Source organism: Streptomyces sp. HUAS MS02 (genome assembly GCF_055702265.1).
Map to the genome: position 1 here is coordinate 5,710,116 of NZ_CM146747.1, position 13,571 is coordinate 5,723,686.

The 13,571-nt window shown below is 70.9% G+C and carries 11 protein-coding genes; 2 read left to right on the plus strand and 9 right to left on the minus strand.

From position 1 onward, the window contains the following. Positions 1–129: 129 nt before the first annotated feature. The 3 genes from ACZ9QC_RS24680 to ACZ9QC_RS24690 form a co-directional block, all read right to left on the minus strand. Complete coding sequence (locus ACZ9QC_RS24680) at positions 130–1,347, minus strand: L,D-transpeptidase (RefSeq protein ID WP_472921794.1); 1,218 nt, start codon at positions 1,345–1,347, stop codon at positions 130–132. A gap of 251 nt (positions 1,348–1,598) precedes the next feature. Continuing rightward, positions 1,599–2,630, minus strand: a complete 1,032-nt coding sequence (locus ACZ9QC_RS24685) for a P1 family peptidase (protein WP_472915114.1) — start codon at positions 2,628–2,630, stop codon at positions 1,599–1,601. Next, the gene (locus tag ACZ9QC_RS24690) at positions 2,620–3,879 is read right to left on the minus strand and encodes a low temperature requirement protein A (protein WP_472915115.1); all 1,260 of its coding nucleotides are present in this window, start codon (positions 3,877–3,879) and stop codon (positions 2,620–2,622) included. Before ACZ9QC_RS24690 ends, ACZ9QC_RS24685 begins: the two co-directional genes overlap by 11 nt. Before the next feature lie 175 nt (positions 3,880–4,054). Between ACZ9QC_RS24690 and ACZ9QC_RS24695 the strand changes: the two genes are divergently transcribed. Beyond that, complete coding sequence (locus tag ACZ9QC_RS24695) at positions 4,055–4,243, plus strand: hypothetical protein (RefSeq protein WP_215456031.1); 189 nt, start codon at positions 4,055–4,057, stop codon at positions 4,241–4,243. Between the two features lie 28 nt (positions 4,244–4,271). Here the strand turns inward: ACZ9QC_RS24695 and mscL are convergent, their stop codons facing one another. From mscL to ACZ9QC_RS24725, 6 genes are all read right to left on the minus strand, one after another. Continuing rightward, the gene (mscL, locus tag ACZ9QC_RS24700) at positions 4,272–4,748 is read right to left on the minus strand and encodes a large conductance mechanosensitive channel protein MscL (RefSeq protein ID WP_472915116.1); all 477 of its coding nucleotides are present in this window, start codon (positions 4,746–4,748) and stop codon (positions 4,272–4,274) included. Between the two features lie 129 nt (positions 4,749–4,877). Continuing rightward, complete coding sequence (locus ACZ9QC_RS24705) at positions 4,878–5,525, minus strand: hypothetical protein (RefSeq protein ID WP_472915117.1); 648 nt, start codon at positions 5,523–5,525, stop codon at positions 4,878–4,880. Between the two features lie 156 nt (positions 5,526–5,681). Next, entirely contained in the window at positions 5,682–6,632 is a 951-nt protein-coding gene (locus ACZ9QC_RS24710; protein ID WP_472915118.1) for an S-methyl-5'-thioadenosine phosphorylase, read from the minus strand. Positions 6,633–6,881: 249 nt separating this feature from the next. Next, on the minus strand, positions 6,882–7,211 hold the full coding sequence (locus ACZ9QC_RS24715; RefSeq protein ID WP_472915119.1) for an FmdB family zinc ribbon protein: 330 nt from the start codon (positions 7,209–7,211) through the stop codon (positions 6,882–6,884). 69 nt (positions 7,212–7,280) lie between these two features. Beyond that, positions 7,281–8,570: an MFS transporter gene (locus ACZ9QC_RS24720; protein WP_472915120.1), complete on the minus strand. Its 1,290-nt coding sequence runs from the start codon at positions 8,568–8,570 to the stop codon at positions 7,281–7,283. Between the two features lie 265 nt (positions 8,571–8,835). Then, positions 8,836–10,419 (minus strand): potassium/proton antiporter, encoded by a 1,584-nt coding sequence (locus tag ACZ9QC_RS24725; RefSeq protein ID WP_472915121.1) that lies wholly within the window; start codon positions 10,417–10,419, stop codon positions 8,836–8,838. Between the two features lie 262 nt (positions 10,420–10,681). On the opposite strand from ACZ9QC_RS24725, the gene ACZ9QC_RS24730 reads away from it, so the two are divergent. Further along, positions 10,682–13,489 carry a penicillin acylase family protein gene (locus ACZ9QC_RS24730; protein WP_472915122.1) on the plus strand — a complete coding sequence of 936 codons (2,808 nt, stop codon included), beginning with the start codon at positions 10,682–10,684 and terminating at the stop codon, positions 13,487–13,489. Positions 13,490–13,571: the final 82 nt, after the last annotated feature.

Consider the following 13,571-nt stretch of genomic DNA (forward strand, 5'->3'; position numbering starts at 1 on the left):
CTTGTGGGTGCATACCGTAGCCCCTCGGTCGGACATCATGTCCGGGAACCGAGAAAACGTACGCCTGTAAAACGCCGGAGCCGCGCGGTTGGTTCCCGCGCGGCCCGACGAACTACCGGAAAGACGTGGTCAGATGGCGTCCCCCGCCGTCCACTCGCTCCACGGCATGTTCCAGCCGTTGAGGCCGTTGTCCGGCGCGACCGTCTTGTCGGGGGAGTTCTTGACGGTCACCACATCCCCGATGAGCGAGTTGTCGAAGAACCACTTGCCGAGCGTGTCGCTGTTCGCGCCCCGGGCGTCCGCGAGACCGATGCAGCCGTGGCTGGTGCCCTGCCGCCCGAACGGCGGGTTGCCCTGGTTGTACCAGTAGTTGCCGTGGACGAAGGTGCCCGACGTCGTCAGCCGCATCGCGTTCGGCACGTCCGAGATGTCGTACTCACCGCCGAAGCCCACCGTCGACCCGTTCATCCGCGTCTGCCGGAACTTCTCCGAGATCACCATCTGGCCGTTGTACGTCGGGGTCGCCGCGGCGCCGGCCGAGATCGGCACGGTCTTGATCGTCTTTCCGTCCCGCACCACCGTCATGGTCTGCGTGTTCACGTCGACCGTGGACACCTGGGACCGGCCGACCGTGAAGGTGACGGTCTTGTCCTGCACCCCGTAGAGCCCGTTCGCGCCCTCCACGCCGTCCAGGTCGATCTTCATCGTGACCTTGGAACCGGCCTTCCAGTACTCCTCGGGCCGGAAGTCGAGCCGCTGCGCCCCGAACCAGTGCCCCACCACCTCCTGCCCGCTGCTCGACGTCACCGTGATGTGCGACTGCACGGCCTTGCGGTCCGTGATCGCCTTGTCGAAGGTGAACGACACCGGCATCCCCACCCCGACCGTGGTGCCGTTGTCCGGCGTGTACGTCCCGATGAAGCTGTTGGCCGTCGACACGGTCGTGAAGATCGAGTTGGCCGCCGACGTCTTCCCTTCGGCGTTCTTCGCCGTCGCCGAGATCCGGTACTTCGTGCCGCGCTCCAACTGCTCCTTCGGCTTCCAGGACCGCCCGTCCGCCGATATCTCGCCCGGTACGGCCGCGCCGCCCTCCGCGACGGTCATCTTCACGTCGGTCAGCTTGCCGCCGCTGACCTTCACCCCGGTCGCATTGATGGACGCGCCCGTCGAACCGTCCTTCGCGGAGATCGTGATCCGCGCCGCGGTGTCCTCGGCCGAAGTCCCCTTGCCGCCACCCTTGTTGTCCGCCTGGGCGTCCCCGCCACAGCCGGTGAGGGTCAGCGCACCGACCACCAGCACGGCACAGGTCCCCAGTGCCCGCCGTACAGCAATCTTCGGCCTTGTCACGATCTGCTCCAGCTTCTTCGCTTCTAGGCGATCCACGTCATCCGCTCCGGTACGTGGACATAGAGCGAGCGGCGGCCGAGCGGGTTCCCGCCGTTGCCTTCTCGCCGCATCACGTGACAGAACCGCGACAATCGCTCGCTACGGCCCGACGGGAACCACCGGCCCCGCAATCCCCGGGGGCTCTCCCCCTCCCCCTCCCCCTCCCCTCCCGCCCCCTCCCCCTCGACCCTCAACCCCTCCTGCCCCGTCCCTCAACCCCTCCCGTACAACTCCCCGTACGACGGCCACGCTCCGCCCGGGCCCGTCACCGACTCGGCCGCCCTGGCCGCTCGTACGATCGCTCGGGTCACCAAGTCCGCTCCCGCCGCCAGGAGTTCGTTCAGGGCGAGGGGGCCGGCCTGGGGTGGCAGCGGGCGCGCGCCTGTCGCCAGGGTGAACACGGTGTCCCCGTCGTTGAGCAGATGCACGGGGCGTACGGCGCGGGCGATGCCGTCGTGTGCCGTGCCGGCCAGCTTCTGGGCCTGTGCGCGGGTCAGGTCGGCGTCGGTGGCGACCACGGCCAGCGTGGTGTTCATCGGGGGAGGGGGGCTCTTCGCGGCGGCCTCGGCCAGGCGGCGACGCGCTCTCTCCTGCACCTCCGGCGCCGGATACGTCGCACGCCCTTGGAACAGCTCCCCGTACAGCACCCCCGTCTCCGGATCCGTCACCGATCCCGCCGCGTTGGCCACCACCAGCGCGGCCACCGTGATTCCCGAGTCCAGCACGGTGCTCGCGGTGCCCATGCCGCCCTTCAGCAGCCCGACCGTCGCCCCCGTCCCGGCCCCCACGCATCCCTGCGCCACCGGGGCGCCGGGCCCGCTCGCGTCCGCCGCCTCGACCGCGGCCCGGCCGAGGGCGGCATCCGGTCTGGCCTTGAAGTCGCCACCCCGGCCCAGGTCGAAGACACAGGCGGCCGGCACGACCGGCACCACGTGCGCCGGGTCACGGCCGACCCGCACGCCCCGTCCGCGCTCCTCCAGCCAGGCCATCACCCCCGACGCGGAGTCCAGCCCGTACGCGCTGCCGCCGGTCAGCACCACCGCTTCGACCTTCTGCACCAGGTTGCGCGGATCGAGCGCGTCCGTCTCCTTGGTGCCGGGCCCGCCGCCGCGCACGTCCACGGCCGCGACCGCGCCGCCCTCCGGGGCCAGCACGACCGTGGTGCCGGTCAGCCAGCCCCCGCCGACCCGGGTCGCGTGCCCGACCCGCAGGCCGAACACATCGGTCAACGCGTCAACTGCCATGAGCGTCTCGGGTGTCGTGGGCCCGCGCGGGCTGTCCCGACTCGTGGCCGCGGGCGGCGAGTGCCACCCCGACCGCGACCGTCACCGCCGACACGGCGCCCGCCGCCGGCACCGCCCACTGCCCCAGGAAGGTGCACATCACCACAGCCAGGGCGGCGAGCGGCAGCACCGTCTGCTGTGCCGTGCCCACCTTGAAGTGGCGGGCGTGCAGCGCCCACACGGAGATCAGATACAGCGCCGTCGGCAGCGTCACCGCCGCGGACGCGGCCAGGGTGGAGATGTGCGCCTTGTGCACCGTCTCCTCCACCGCGACCTCCAGACCGGCGCCGATCGCGGCGGCCGACGCGAAGATCAGGTAGTGGCCGTACCCCCACAGGAAGCTCTCCCTGCTGGAGCGCAGATGACCGTGGATGGGAACGGTGAAGTAGATCCACCACGCAGAGAAGACGATCAGCAGCCCGCCCACCGCGATCGGCAGCAGTTCCCCCAGCGCGTCGTTCTCGTCGGCCGCCGACTTCACCGCGACCGTGGCCGCCAGGATCGTCTCGCCCAGCACGATGATGGTGAACAGGCCGTACCGCTCCGCGATGTGGTGCGGATGCCAGGACGTCTGGAAGCCTCTCTCCGCGTACACCGGGACCGACAGCTCGGCGATCGCCATCGCCAGGAACAGCCACGGTCTGGCCGGCTCCGGCAGGACCAGCAGCCCCAGCCAGCCGATCTGGCACAGCGCCACACCACCCGCGTACCGCAGGGCCGTGACCCGTTCCGCGTCCGTCGCGGTGCGCGCGGCTCTCAGCCACTGCGCGGTCATCGCCAGCCGCATGATCACGTAGCCGAGCACGACCAGGGACCAGTCGTGGTCCTCGAAGGCCCGGCCGACTCCGGCGGCGAGCACCAGCACACCCGAGATCTGGATGAGCGTCACCAGTCGGTAGGGCACGTCGTCGTTGTCGTACGCCGACGCGAACCAGGTGAAGTTCATCCAGGCCCACCAGATGGCGAAGAAGACCATCGCGTAGTTCAGGATGCCCTCGGCGGCGTGCGCCTCCGCCACGGAGTGGACCAGTTGGACGCCCGCCTGGGCGACGGCCACGACGAAGCACAGGTCGAAGAAGAGCTCCAGCGGCGAGGCGACCCGGTGTTCCTCTCCGCGGCCCCGTGCGACCAGCCTGCGCACCGGTGGCTTTCCGGCGCCGGAGGAGGGGACGGGAGCCGAGGGAGGCGGAGGTGTGGAACTGGACGTCATGGGGCCAAGCACACCAGAAAAGCCGGTGGAATTCTCGCGCAGGTGTTCACCCGTTCCGGGGCGGACCGGAGGTGTGCGCGGACGGGCCCGGGGCGGGTGCGGAGAGGCCGGGGGAGGGGCCGTGGAAGCAGCCGGTGCTGACGGCGGTCCGGGCGCGGGGCCGTACCCTGGACTCATGAGTACCGCTCCCGCCCCCGGCTCCGAACCGCGTGACCCCAAGGCCGCGCTGGTCTTCGACGACCCGCTCAGCCGGCCGTCGTCCGACGACTCGGACCACGGCTGGGGCGAGCGCTCGGGTGAGGGCGGCGACAGCGCGGCCGACCTGAAGCGCTTCCTCGACGAGAAGCCGCCCCACCACATCTGACCCTGCCCGCCGCAGGTCTCCGCCCCCGCTACGTGCGGTCGTGGCCCGAACCGCGCTGGGCCACCAGGGCGTCGCGGATCTCCTTCAGGACCTCCAGCTCGGTCACCTCGATGACCTCGTGCGTGCCCTCCTTCGCCTTCCGGCGGGCTTCCTGGCGGGCCAGGTACTTGGACATGGGGAGCACCATCAGGAAGTAGACGACGGCCGCGGTGATGAGGAACGTGAGCGTCGCGTTCAGCACCGTGCCCCAGAGGATGGCGACGCCGTCGGTGACCGTTCCGTCCGCCGAGACCTTGCAGGGGTCCTTCAGGCAGTAGCGGTACTGGTCGAGGTTCTTCGTGCCGAACGCGCCCACCAGCGGGCTGATGACCCCCTTCACCACCGAGTTGACGATGTTGGTGAAGGCCGCGCCGATGACCACGGCGACGGCCAGGTCGACGACGTTCCCCCGCATCAGGAAGGCCTTGAAGCCCTCCCAGACGCTCGGCTCCTTCTTCTCGCTCACCACGAGGCCTCTCTGCGCTGGTTGTGGAACAAACGACTCCGCAACCTACGTCAGGGCCCGGGCCCAATGTCCAACTGGGTCCCTCCATCGTGGGACTTGACGGGCGAGTGCCGGCGATACGGCGAGCGGTCACCACAGCGTCACCGCCAGGCGGGACGTGGCGCCCGCGCCGGCCAGTCGGGCCGCCGTGCGCCGGGGCACGGTCAGGACGACCAGGGCTCCGCTCTCGGCCGCGTCGGCGGTGGGCACCTCGGAGACACGGGCGCCCCGGGCCACGACCCTCGCGGCACCGCCCGTCGCGGACTCCTCGGCCGCGATCACGTCGACCCGGTCGCCCGGGCGCAGCAGCCGTACCGTCGCGGCGTCGGCGATGCGGACCGGGGCGGTCACCGTCCCCACGCGGGCGGGCCGTTCGGGGACCGGGTCGGCCACGGGGTGGCCCCTGACCCGTTCCGCCTCCCTCGGGCCCGCCCCTGTCACCAGCAGGGCGGCGGCGGTCACCGCCAGACCGGCGGCCATGGCTCGCCGTCGGCAGCGGGCGAGGCGGCGCAGCCGGTGCGCTCCGCCGCGCACCCGCAGCGGGGCGAAGTGCGGGACCTCGCAGGTGGGAGGGGCGTCGGTGCCGGGTGGGCCGGCGGCCCAGGACGGGACGCGTGCGGACGAGGGCGACGACGAGCGCGAGGAGGGCGACGGCGACGGCGAGTGCGAGGACGGCGAGGGGGAGGGCGAGAAGGGGCTCGGGGGCACCGGCACGGACGGAGACGGAGTACGGGACATGAGGCCACCACCTGCTGTGTGAGATCGGCTTGCGGTCCCACGATGAGGCTTCGCGGCGAGACCCGCCGAGGCCTGTGGACCACCCACCGGTTGTGGAAAACCTCGCCACTCGAACGAGGAGTTCCGCTCCGCCTCGGCGCCCCGGCCCTCACCCCGTCACGGCAGCACGAACCCCGGATCCATCCCGCCCAGCGCCTTTGTGCACAGGCAGTCGCGGCCGTCGTTCGGCGGCAGGGCGGCGACCGCCTCGAAGAGGACGCCCCGGAGGCGGTCGATGTTGGCGGCGAAGACCTGGAGGACCTCCTCGTGGGACACGCCCTCGCCGGTCTCGGCACCGGCGTCGAGGTCGGTCACGAGGGTCAGGGAGGTGTAGCAGAGCTCCAGCTCGCGGGCCAGGATGGCCTCGGGGTGGCCGGTCATGCCGACCACGGACCAGCCCTGGGCCTGGTGCCACAGCGACTCGGCGCGGGTGGAGAAGCGGGGGCCCTCGACGACGACGAGGGTGCCGCCGTCCACCGGTTCCCAGTCCCGTCGGCGCGCCGCTTCCAGGGCGGCCTTGCGGCCGACGGGGCAGTAGGGGTCGGCGAGCGAGACGTGCACGACGTTCGGGACGGCGCCCCCGGGCAGGGGGAGGCCGTCGAAGTAGGTCTGGGCGCGGGACTTCGTACGGTCCACGAGCTGGTCCGGGACGAGGAGCGTGCCCGGTCCGTACTCGGGCCGCAGACCGCCCACCGCGCACGGGCCGAGCACCTGGCGCGCGCCGACGGAGCGCAGGGCCCAGAGGTTGGCGCGGTAGTTGATGCGGTGCGGCGGCAGGTGGTGGGCGCGGCCGTGGCGCGGGAGGAAGGCGACGCGGCGCCCGGCGATCTCGCCGAGGAAGAGGGAGTCGCTGGGCGGCCCGTAGGGGGTGTCGACCTGTATCTCGGTCACGTCGTCGAGGAAGGAGTAGAACCCCGATCCGCCGATGACACCGATCTCGGCCAGACCGGCCGCCCCCGTACCTGCCGCTGCCGTGTCATGCGCCGTGGCCGCCGCTGCTGTGCCGTCCGCCGTGCCCGTACCGCCCGCCGGCCCGACCCCGCTGTCCACGTGTTCCGTGTTCGCCATGCCCGCACCTTAACCGGGCCCGGAAACGCCGAAGACCCCGCCGGTCGTCGTACGACGGCAGGGTCCTGGACACAAGCGGTGGCACGGCCGAAATGCGGCCCGAGCGCCACCGGCCCGAAGCGCTGATGCGGCGGGAGCGCCACCGGCCCGAAGCGCTGACGCGGCGGAAGCGCCACCCGCCCGTCGCGCTACGCGGGCCGTCGCGCTACGCGGCGAGGGCGCTCCGCGGCGATGTTACGCGGCGATGCGTTACGCGGCCGACGTGCTGCTGGCGGAGGAGGAGCCCGAGGACGACGACTTCGCGTCGGAGGACGACGAGGACGAGGTCGAGGACTTCGTGTCCGAGGAGGACGAGGAGGCCGTCGAGGACTTCGCCGTCGCCGGGCTGCTGCTCGACGACGAGCCACGGCTGTCGTTCCGGTAGAAACCGGAGCCCTTGAAGACGATGCCGACCGCCGAGAACACCTTCTTGAGGCGGCCGTTGCAGCTGGGGCACTCGGTCAGGGCGTCGTCGGTGAACTTCTGCACCGCTTCGAGGCCCTCACCGCATTCGGTGCACTGGTACTGGTACGTCGGCACTGGTCTTCCTCCTGGCACTCTCACTCGATGAGTGCTAACGACGGTCCATAGTGACCTATTCCCCGGGGATCAGTCCACTGTCACCGGCACTCGGTGACCGACGACACGCGCGACGGTGCGGCCGCGAGGGCTGCCCGCCAGCCGCGTACGCAGGGCCAACAGGGTGGCCAGGGCCAGTGCCGTACCGGCCGCCGGCACCAGGAATCCGGCGCCGGTCCACAGCCGGTCCTCCAGCTGACCGGCGGCCGTGACGGCGGCCGCCTGGCCGAGCGCGACCGCGCCGGTCAGCCAGGTGAAGGCCTCCGTGCGGGCGCCCGCGGGGACCAGGGAGTCGACCAGCGTGTAGCCGGTGATCAGGGCGGGGGCGATGCACATGCCGACGAACAGGCCGAGCGCGGCGAGGACGAGCACGGAGTCGGCGGTCCACAGGGCGGAGGCGACGACCGCCAGAGCGGTGTAGCCGACGACCAGGCGCCGCTGCGGGGCCGTCTTCCAGGCGATGGCGCCGCAGACGATGCCGGAGAGCATGTTGCCGGCGGCGAACACGCCGTACAGGACGCCGTTCAGGCCGGGCTCGCCGATCGACTCGGAGAAGGCCGCGAGGGAGACCTGCATGCCGCCGAAGACGGAGCCGATGCCCAGGAAGGTGACGATCAGGACGCGCACCCCGGGGACGGACAGGGCGGAAACGCGCTCCACGCGCGCGTGGGACGCGGGTACGGCCCGCGGTTGGGTGCCGCGCTGCGCGGCGAACAGCAGACCGCCGATCAGGGTCAGCGTCGCCTCGGTGAGCAGGCCGGCGGCCGGGTGCACGGCGGTGCACAGCGCGGTCGCGAGCAGCGGGCCGAGGACGAAGGTCAGCTCGTCGGTGACGGACTCGAAGGCGGCGGCGGTGCCCATCAGGGGCGAGCCCTGGAGCTTGACGCCCCAGCGGGCCCGCACCATGGGGCCGACCTGCGGCACCGAGGCCCCGGTGGGCACGGCGGCGGCGAAGAGCGCCCACAGGGGGGCGTCCATCAGGGCCAGCGCCGTCAGGGACAGGCCGGCCGCCCCGTGGACGAGGACGCCGGGGATCAGGACGGCCCGCTGGCCGTGCCGGTCGGCGAGACGGCCGCTCCAGGGCGCGAACAGGGCCATGGAGACGCCGGTGACGGCGGCCACGGCACCGGCCGCGCCGTAGGAGCCGGTGGTGTGCTGGACGAGCAGCACGATGGAGAGCGTCAGCATCGCGAACGGCTGGCGGGCCGCGAAGCCGGGCAGGAGGAACGTCCACGCGCCACGGGTGCGCAGCAGCTGCCCGTAACCCGGCCGGGACGCCGTGGAGGTGTTCGAGGTGTTCGAGGTGACCGTGGACGCCACGGCCGTGCCTTTCCGCCGCCTGGTAGCGCGCCCGTGCGGGGGGCGCCGAGAGCTGTCCTCTTGCGCCACTGCGGTAGATGCCGGGCCCGCGGAAGGGGGGCGTGACGGCCGCCATACGGTCGCGCCAGCTCTGCGTCAGACAGAGTTGGTCCGATCAAGTGCGCCTTCATCGTACAGGGGGATGGAGGGAATCACCTGTGAAAGTGAGCACTATGGGCGGCCGCACCCCTGCTTCCGGAGGGTGTGAACAGTGTGAAATCTGCCCTTAACGACGGGAGCCCCTGGTGCCGTGGCCACCGCCGTCGCCCGTGCCCAGCCAGTCGGCCAGCTTGCCGCCCTGGCCGACGGCCCTGAGCCGGCGCTCCGCCTGGTCCCGTACGGGGTCGGTGGCGACGACGAGGAGCTCGTCGCCGCGGCGCAGGACGGTGGTCGGCAGGGGCACGAAGGACTTGCCGTCGCGGACGACGAGGGTGACGGCGGCACCCGCGGGCAGCCGCAGCTCGTTGACCTCGACGCCGTGCATACGGGACTTCTCGGGGATGTCGACGGACAGCAGGTGGCCGCGCAGCCGCTCCAGCGGCGCGGATTCGATGCCGAGGTCGGCCGCCTCGTCGCCGGAGCCGCCGAGGCGCAGCTTGCGGGCCAGCCAGGGCAGCGTCGGTCCCTGGACGAGGGTGTAGACGACGACGAGCACGAAGACGATGTTGAAGATCCGGCGGCTGCCCTCGACGCCGCTCACCATGGGGATCGTCGCCAGGATGATGGGGACCGCGCCGCGCAGTCCGGCCCAGGAGAGCAGGGCCTGTTCGCGCCAGGGCACCCGGAACGGCAGCAGTGCGGCGACGACGCTCAGCGGCCGCGCCACCATGGTCAGCACCAGGCCGATGACGAGGGCGGGCCAGATGTCGTCGCCCATCTCGTGCGGGGTGACCAGCAGCCCCAGCAGGACGAACATGCCGATCTGGGCGATCCAGCCGACTCCCTCGGCGAAGCCCCGGGTGGCGGGCCAGTGGGGCAGCTTGGCGTTGCCGAGGACCATGGAGGCCAGGTAGACGGCGAGGAAGCCGCTGCCGTGGGCCAGGGCGCCGGCCGAGTAGGCGGTGACGGCGATGGCCATGACGGCGATCGGGTAGAGGCCGGAGGCGGGCAGCGCCACATGCCTCAGGCCCCAGGAGCCCAGCCAGCCGACGGCGAGGCCGATGGCAGCGCCGATCACCAGTTCCAGCGCTATCTCGCCGATCAGGACGTACCAGTGCTCGACCGGTCCGGCCATGGAGAGCGAGGCGACGAGGATGACGACCGGGGCGTCGTTGAAGCCGGACTCGGCCTCCAGGGTGCCCGTCACGCGCGCGGGGAGCGGGATCCTGCGCAGCACGGAGAAGACGGCCGCCGCGTCCGTGGAGGACACCACCGCGCCGATGATGAGCGACTGCCGCCACTCCAGCCCGATCAGATAGTGCGCGCCCGCGGCGGTGACGCCGACGCTCACCGCGACTCCGACCAGCGCCAGTGAGCTGGCGGCGGGCAGGGCCGGCCCGATCTCCTTCCACTTCGTGCCGAGGCCGCCCTCCGCCAGGATCACGACGAGGGCCGCGTAGCCGATGACCCGGGTCAGGGCGGCGTCGTCGAAGTGGATGCCGCCGATGCCGTCCTGACCCATGGCGATGCCGATGCCCAGGTACACGAGCAGGCTGGGGAGCCCGCTGCGCGACGAGATCCGGACCGCGGCGACCGCGACGAGAAGGACGAGCGAGCAGACGAGCAGGAGCTGGTTGAGATCGTGGACAGTCAGCGGGCCGTACCTTTCTTGCCGAACCGCACGTGGTTCCGAGTGTGGGGCGTCGAGCACTGGATGCGGGCACGCGCGCGTGGGGGCATGCGAAGCCGATCACGGAAACCGTGCGATTGCGGTTACGTCAGTGCGAGTACTTCGTTACCTTACCTAACTCTTGACGATTTCTTGACGCTCGCGAGGGCAAGATCGAACAGTCGTCCGTGCCAGTTCCCGACTCCGCGTCAAGTCGTGTCGGGCCCTGCGCCTATGGTTGCTCCAGCGTTCAGTACAAAGCACAGCCCGACCTGCCGCTCGTGTTAGGACAGCAAGGACAGCGATGCCCACCGACACCACCCCCTCCGGCCAGCAGCCGGGCAAGTCCGGCAGGAAGAAGGGGCGCAAAGTCCGTCTTCTCCTGATCGTCCTGGTCCTGGCCATCATCGGTGGCGTCGGCTACGGGGCGTTCTGGTCCGTCTCCACCGTGCGCGCCTCCTTCCCGCAGACCAAGGGGTCGATAACCCTGGACGGTCTGGCGGGACCGGTCGACGTCAAGCGCGACGGCTACGGGATCCCGCAGATCTACGCCTCCTCCGACGAGGACCTGTTCATGGCGCAGGGCTACGTCCAGGCGCAGGACCGGTTCTACGAGATGGACGTGCGCCGCCACATGACGGCCGGCCGCCTCTCGGAGATGTTCGGCGAGAGCCAGGTCGACAACGACGAGTTCCTGCGCACCCTCGGCTGGCACCGGATCGCCGAGGAGGAGTACAAGAAGACGCTCTCGGCCGAGACGAAGAAGTACCTCGACGCGTACGCCAAGGGGGTCAACGCCTACCTCGCCGGCAAGGACGGCGACGAGATCTCCGTCGAGTACGCGGCCCTCGGCTTCTCCAACGACTACCAGCCCGAGGAGTGGACCCCGGTCGACTCGATCGCGTGGCTGAAGGCGATGGCGTGGGACCTGCGCGGCAACATGCAGGACGAGATCGACCGCGCCCTGATGACCAGCCGCCTCGGCCCCAAGCAGATCGCCGACCTGTACCCGCAGTACCCGTACAGCCGCAACGGGACGATCGTGCGCGAAGGCCAGTACGACGAGCTGACCAAGACCTGGTCCGACGGGTCCGGCTCGTCGCAGAACACGGGCGGCTCCACGCAGGGCACCGGGACGGGTACGGGCACCGGGACGGGCACAGGCACGGGTACCGGGACGGGCACAGGCACCGCCGCCGGCACCTCCACGGACTCCGGAGCCCTCCAGACCCAGCTGGACGGCCTCTACAACGTCCTGGAGGACCTGCCCGAGGCCGTCGGTGTGAACGGCAACGGCATCGGCTCCAACTCCTGGGTCGTCTCCGGCGACCACACCATCACCGGCAAGCCGCTGCTCGCCAACGACCCGCACCTGACGGCGTCGCTGCCGTCGGTCTGGTACCAGATGGGCCTGCACTGCAAGGCCGTCTCCGCGAAGTGCCAGTACGACGTCTCCGGCTACACCTTCTCCGGCATGCCCGGCGTGGTCATCGGCCACAACGCCGACGTCGCCTGGGGCATGACCAACTCCGGCGTCGACGTCACCGACCTCTACCTGGAGAAGCTCACCGGCGACGGCTACCAGTACGGCTCCAAGGTCCTGCCGTTCGACACCCGCGAGGAGACCATCGAGGTCGCCGGCGGCCCGTCCAAGAAGATCGTCGTCCGCACCACCAACAACGGCCCCCTGCTCTCCGACCGCAACGACGAACTCGTCCAGGTCGGCAAGAAGGCCACGGTCGACCAGGACGCCCCCGACCGCGGCGACGGCTACGGCATCGCCCTGCGCTGGACCGCGCTCGACCCCGGCACCTCCATGGACGCCGTCTTCGCCATGAACAAGGCCAAGGACTGGGACGACTTCCGCGAGGCCGCAACCCTGTTCGACGTCCCCTCGCAGAACCTGATCTACGCCGACACCGAGGGCCACATCGGCTACCAGCTGCCCGGCAAGATCCCCACGCGCGGCAAGGGCGACGGCTCGCTGCCCGCTCCCGGCTGGGACCCCGCGTACCGCTGGAACGGCTACGTCGACCAGGACGAACTGCCCTACGAGTACGACCCGGAGCGCGGCTACATCGTCACCGCGAACCAGGCCGTCGTCGACAAGAAGTACCCGTACACCCTCACCACGGACTGGGGCTACGGCACGCGCGCGCAGCGGATCACCAGCCTGATCGAGTCCAAGATCAAGGGTGGCGGCAAGATCTCCACCGACGACATGCGGCAGATGCAGATGGACAACAGCAGCGAGATCGCCAAGCTGCTGGTGCCGCTGCTGCTCAAGATCGACGTCGGCGACAAGCACATCCGCGAGGCCCAGAAGCTCCTGGAGGGCTGGGACTACACCCAGGACGCCGACTCGGCGGCCGCGGCGTACTTCAACTCGGTCTGGCGCAACATCCTCAAGCTCGCCTTCGGCGACAAGCTGCCCAAGGAACTGCGCGTCGAGGGCCAGTGCCTGTCGGTCGAACCGGTCGACAGCACCGGGCCCGCCGACGAGGACCAGCGGGTGCGCGAGTGCGGCAGGCGCGACGCGGACCAGGCGCAGCCGGACGGCGGCGACCGCTGGTTCGAGGTGGTCCGCCGGCTCGTCGACGACCAGGACAACGCCTGGTGGTCCACGCCGAAGACGCGCAACCTGGACGCCGCCGACACCCGTGACGAGCTGTTCCAGCGGGCCATGCGGGACGCCCGTTGGGAGCTGACCGCCAAGCTCGGCAAGGACATCGACAGCTGGAGCTGGGGCCGACTGCACCGGCTGTTCCTGAAGAACCAGACCCTCGGCACCGCGGGCCCCGGTTTCCTCCAGTACATGCTCAACCGCGGCCCCTGGAAGCTCGGCGGCGGCGAGGCCACGGTCAACGCCACCGGCTGGAACGCGGCGGGCGGCTACGAGGTCGTCTGGGTGCCCTCGATGCGGATGGTGGTGAACCTCGGGGACCTCGACAAGTCCAAGTGGATCAACCTCACCGGCGCCTCCGGGCACGCCTACAACGCGCACTACACCGACCAGACCGACAAGTGGGTCAAGGGCGAGCTGCTCACCTGGTCGTTCTCGGACAAGGCGGTCGAGGAGAACACGAGCGACACGCTGCTGCTGAAGCCGTAGCGCTCCGCTCGGTGGGCCGTTCTTCGGCTGCGGCGCCGTCGTGGCTGGTCGCGCAGTTCCCCGCGCCCCTTTCGGGGCGCGG

Bases quoted from the DNA above. Each gene is read 5' to 3' on its own strand.
- ACZ9QC_RS24685 (WP_472915114.1), bottom strand. From the start codon at position 2,630: ATGGCAGTTGACGCGTTGACCGATGTGTTCGGCCTGCGGGTCGGGCAC.
- ACZ9QC_RS24705 (WP_472915117.1), bottom strand. From the start codon at position 5,525: ATGTCCCGTACTCCGTCTCCGTCCGTGCCGGTGCCCCCGAGCCCCTTC.
- ACZ9QC_RS24710 (WP_472915118.1), bottom strand. From the start codon at position 6,632: ATGGCGAACACGGAACACGTGGACAGCGGGGTCGGGCCGGCGGGCGGT.
- ACZ9QC_RS24730 (WP_472915122.1), top strand. From the start codon at position 10,682: ATGCCCACCGACACCACCCCCTCCGGCCAGCAGCCGGGCAAGTCCGGC.
- ACZ9QC_RS24695 (WP_215456031.1), top strand. From the start codon at position 4,055: ATGAGTACCGCTCCCGCCCCCGGCTCCGAACCGCGTGACCCCAAGGCC.
- ACZ9QC_RS24690 (WP_472915115.1), bottom strand. From the start codon at position 3,879: ATGACGTCCAGTTCCACACCTCCGCCTCCCTCGGCTCCCGTCCCCTCC.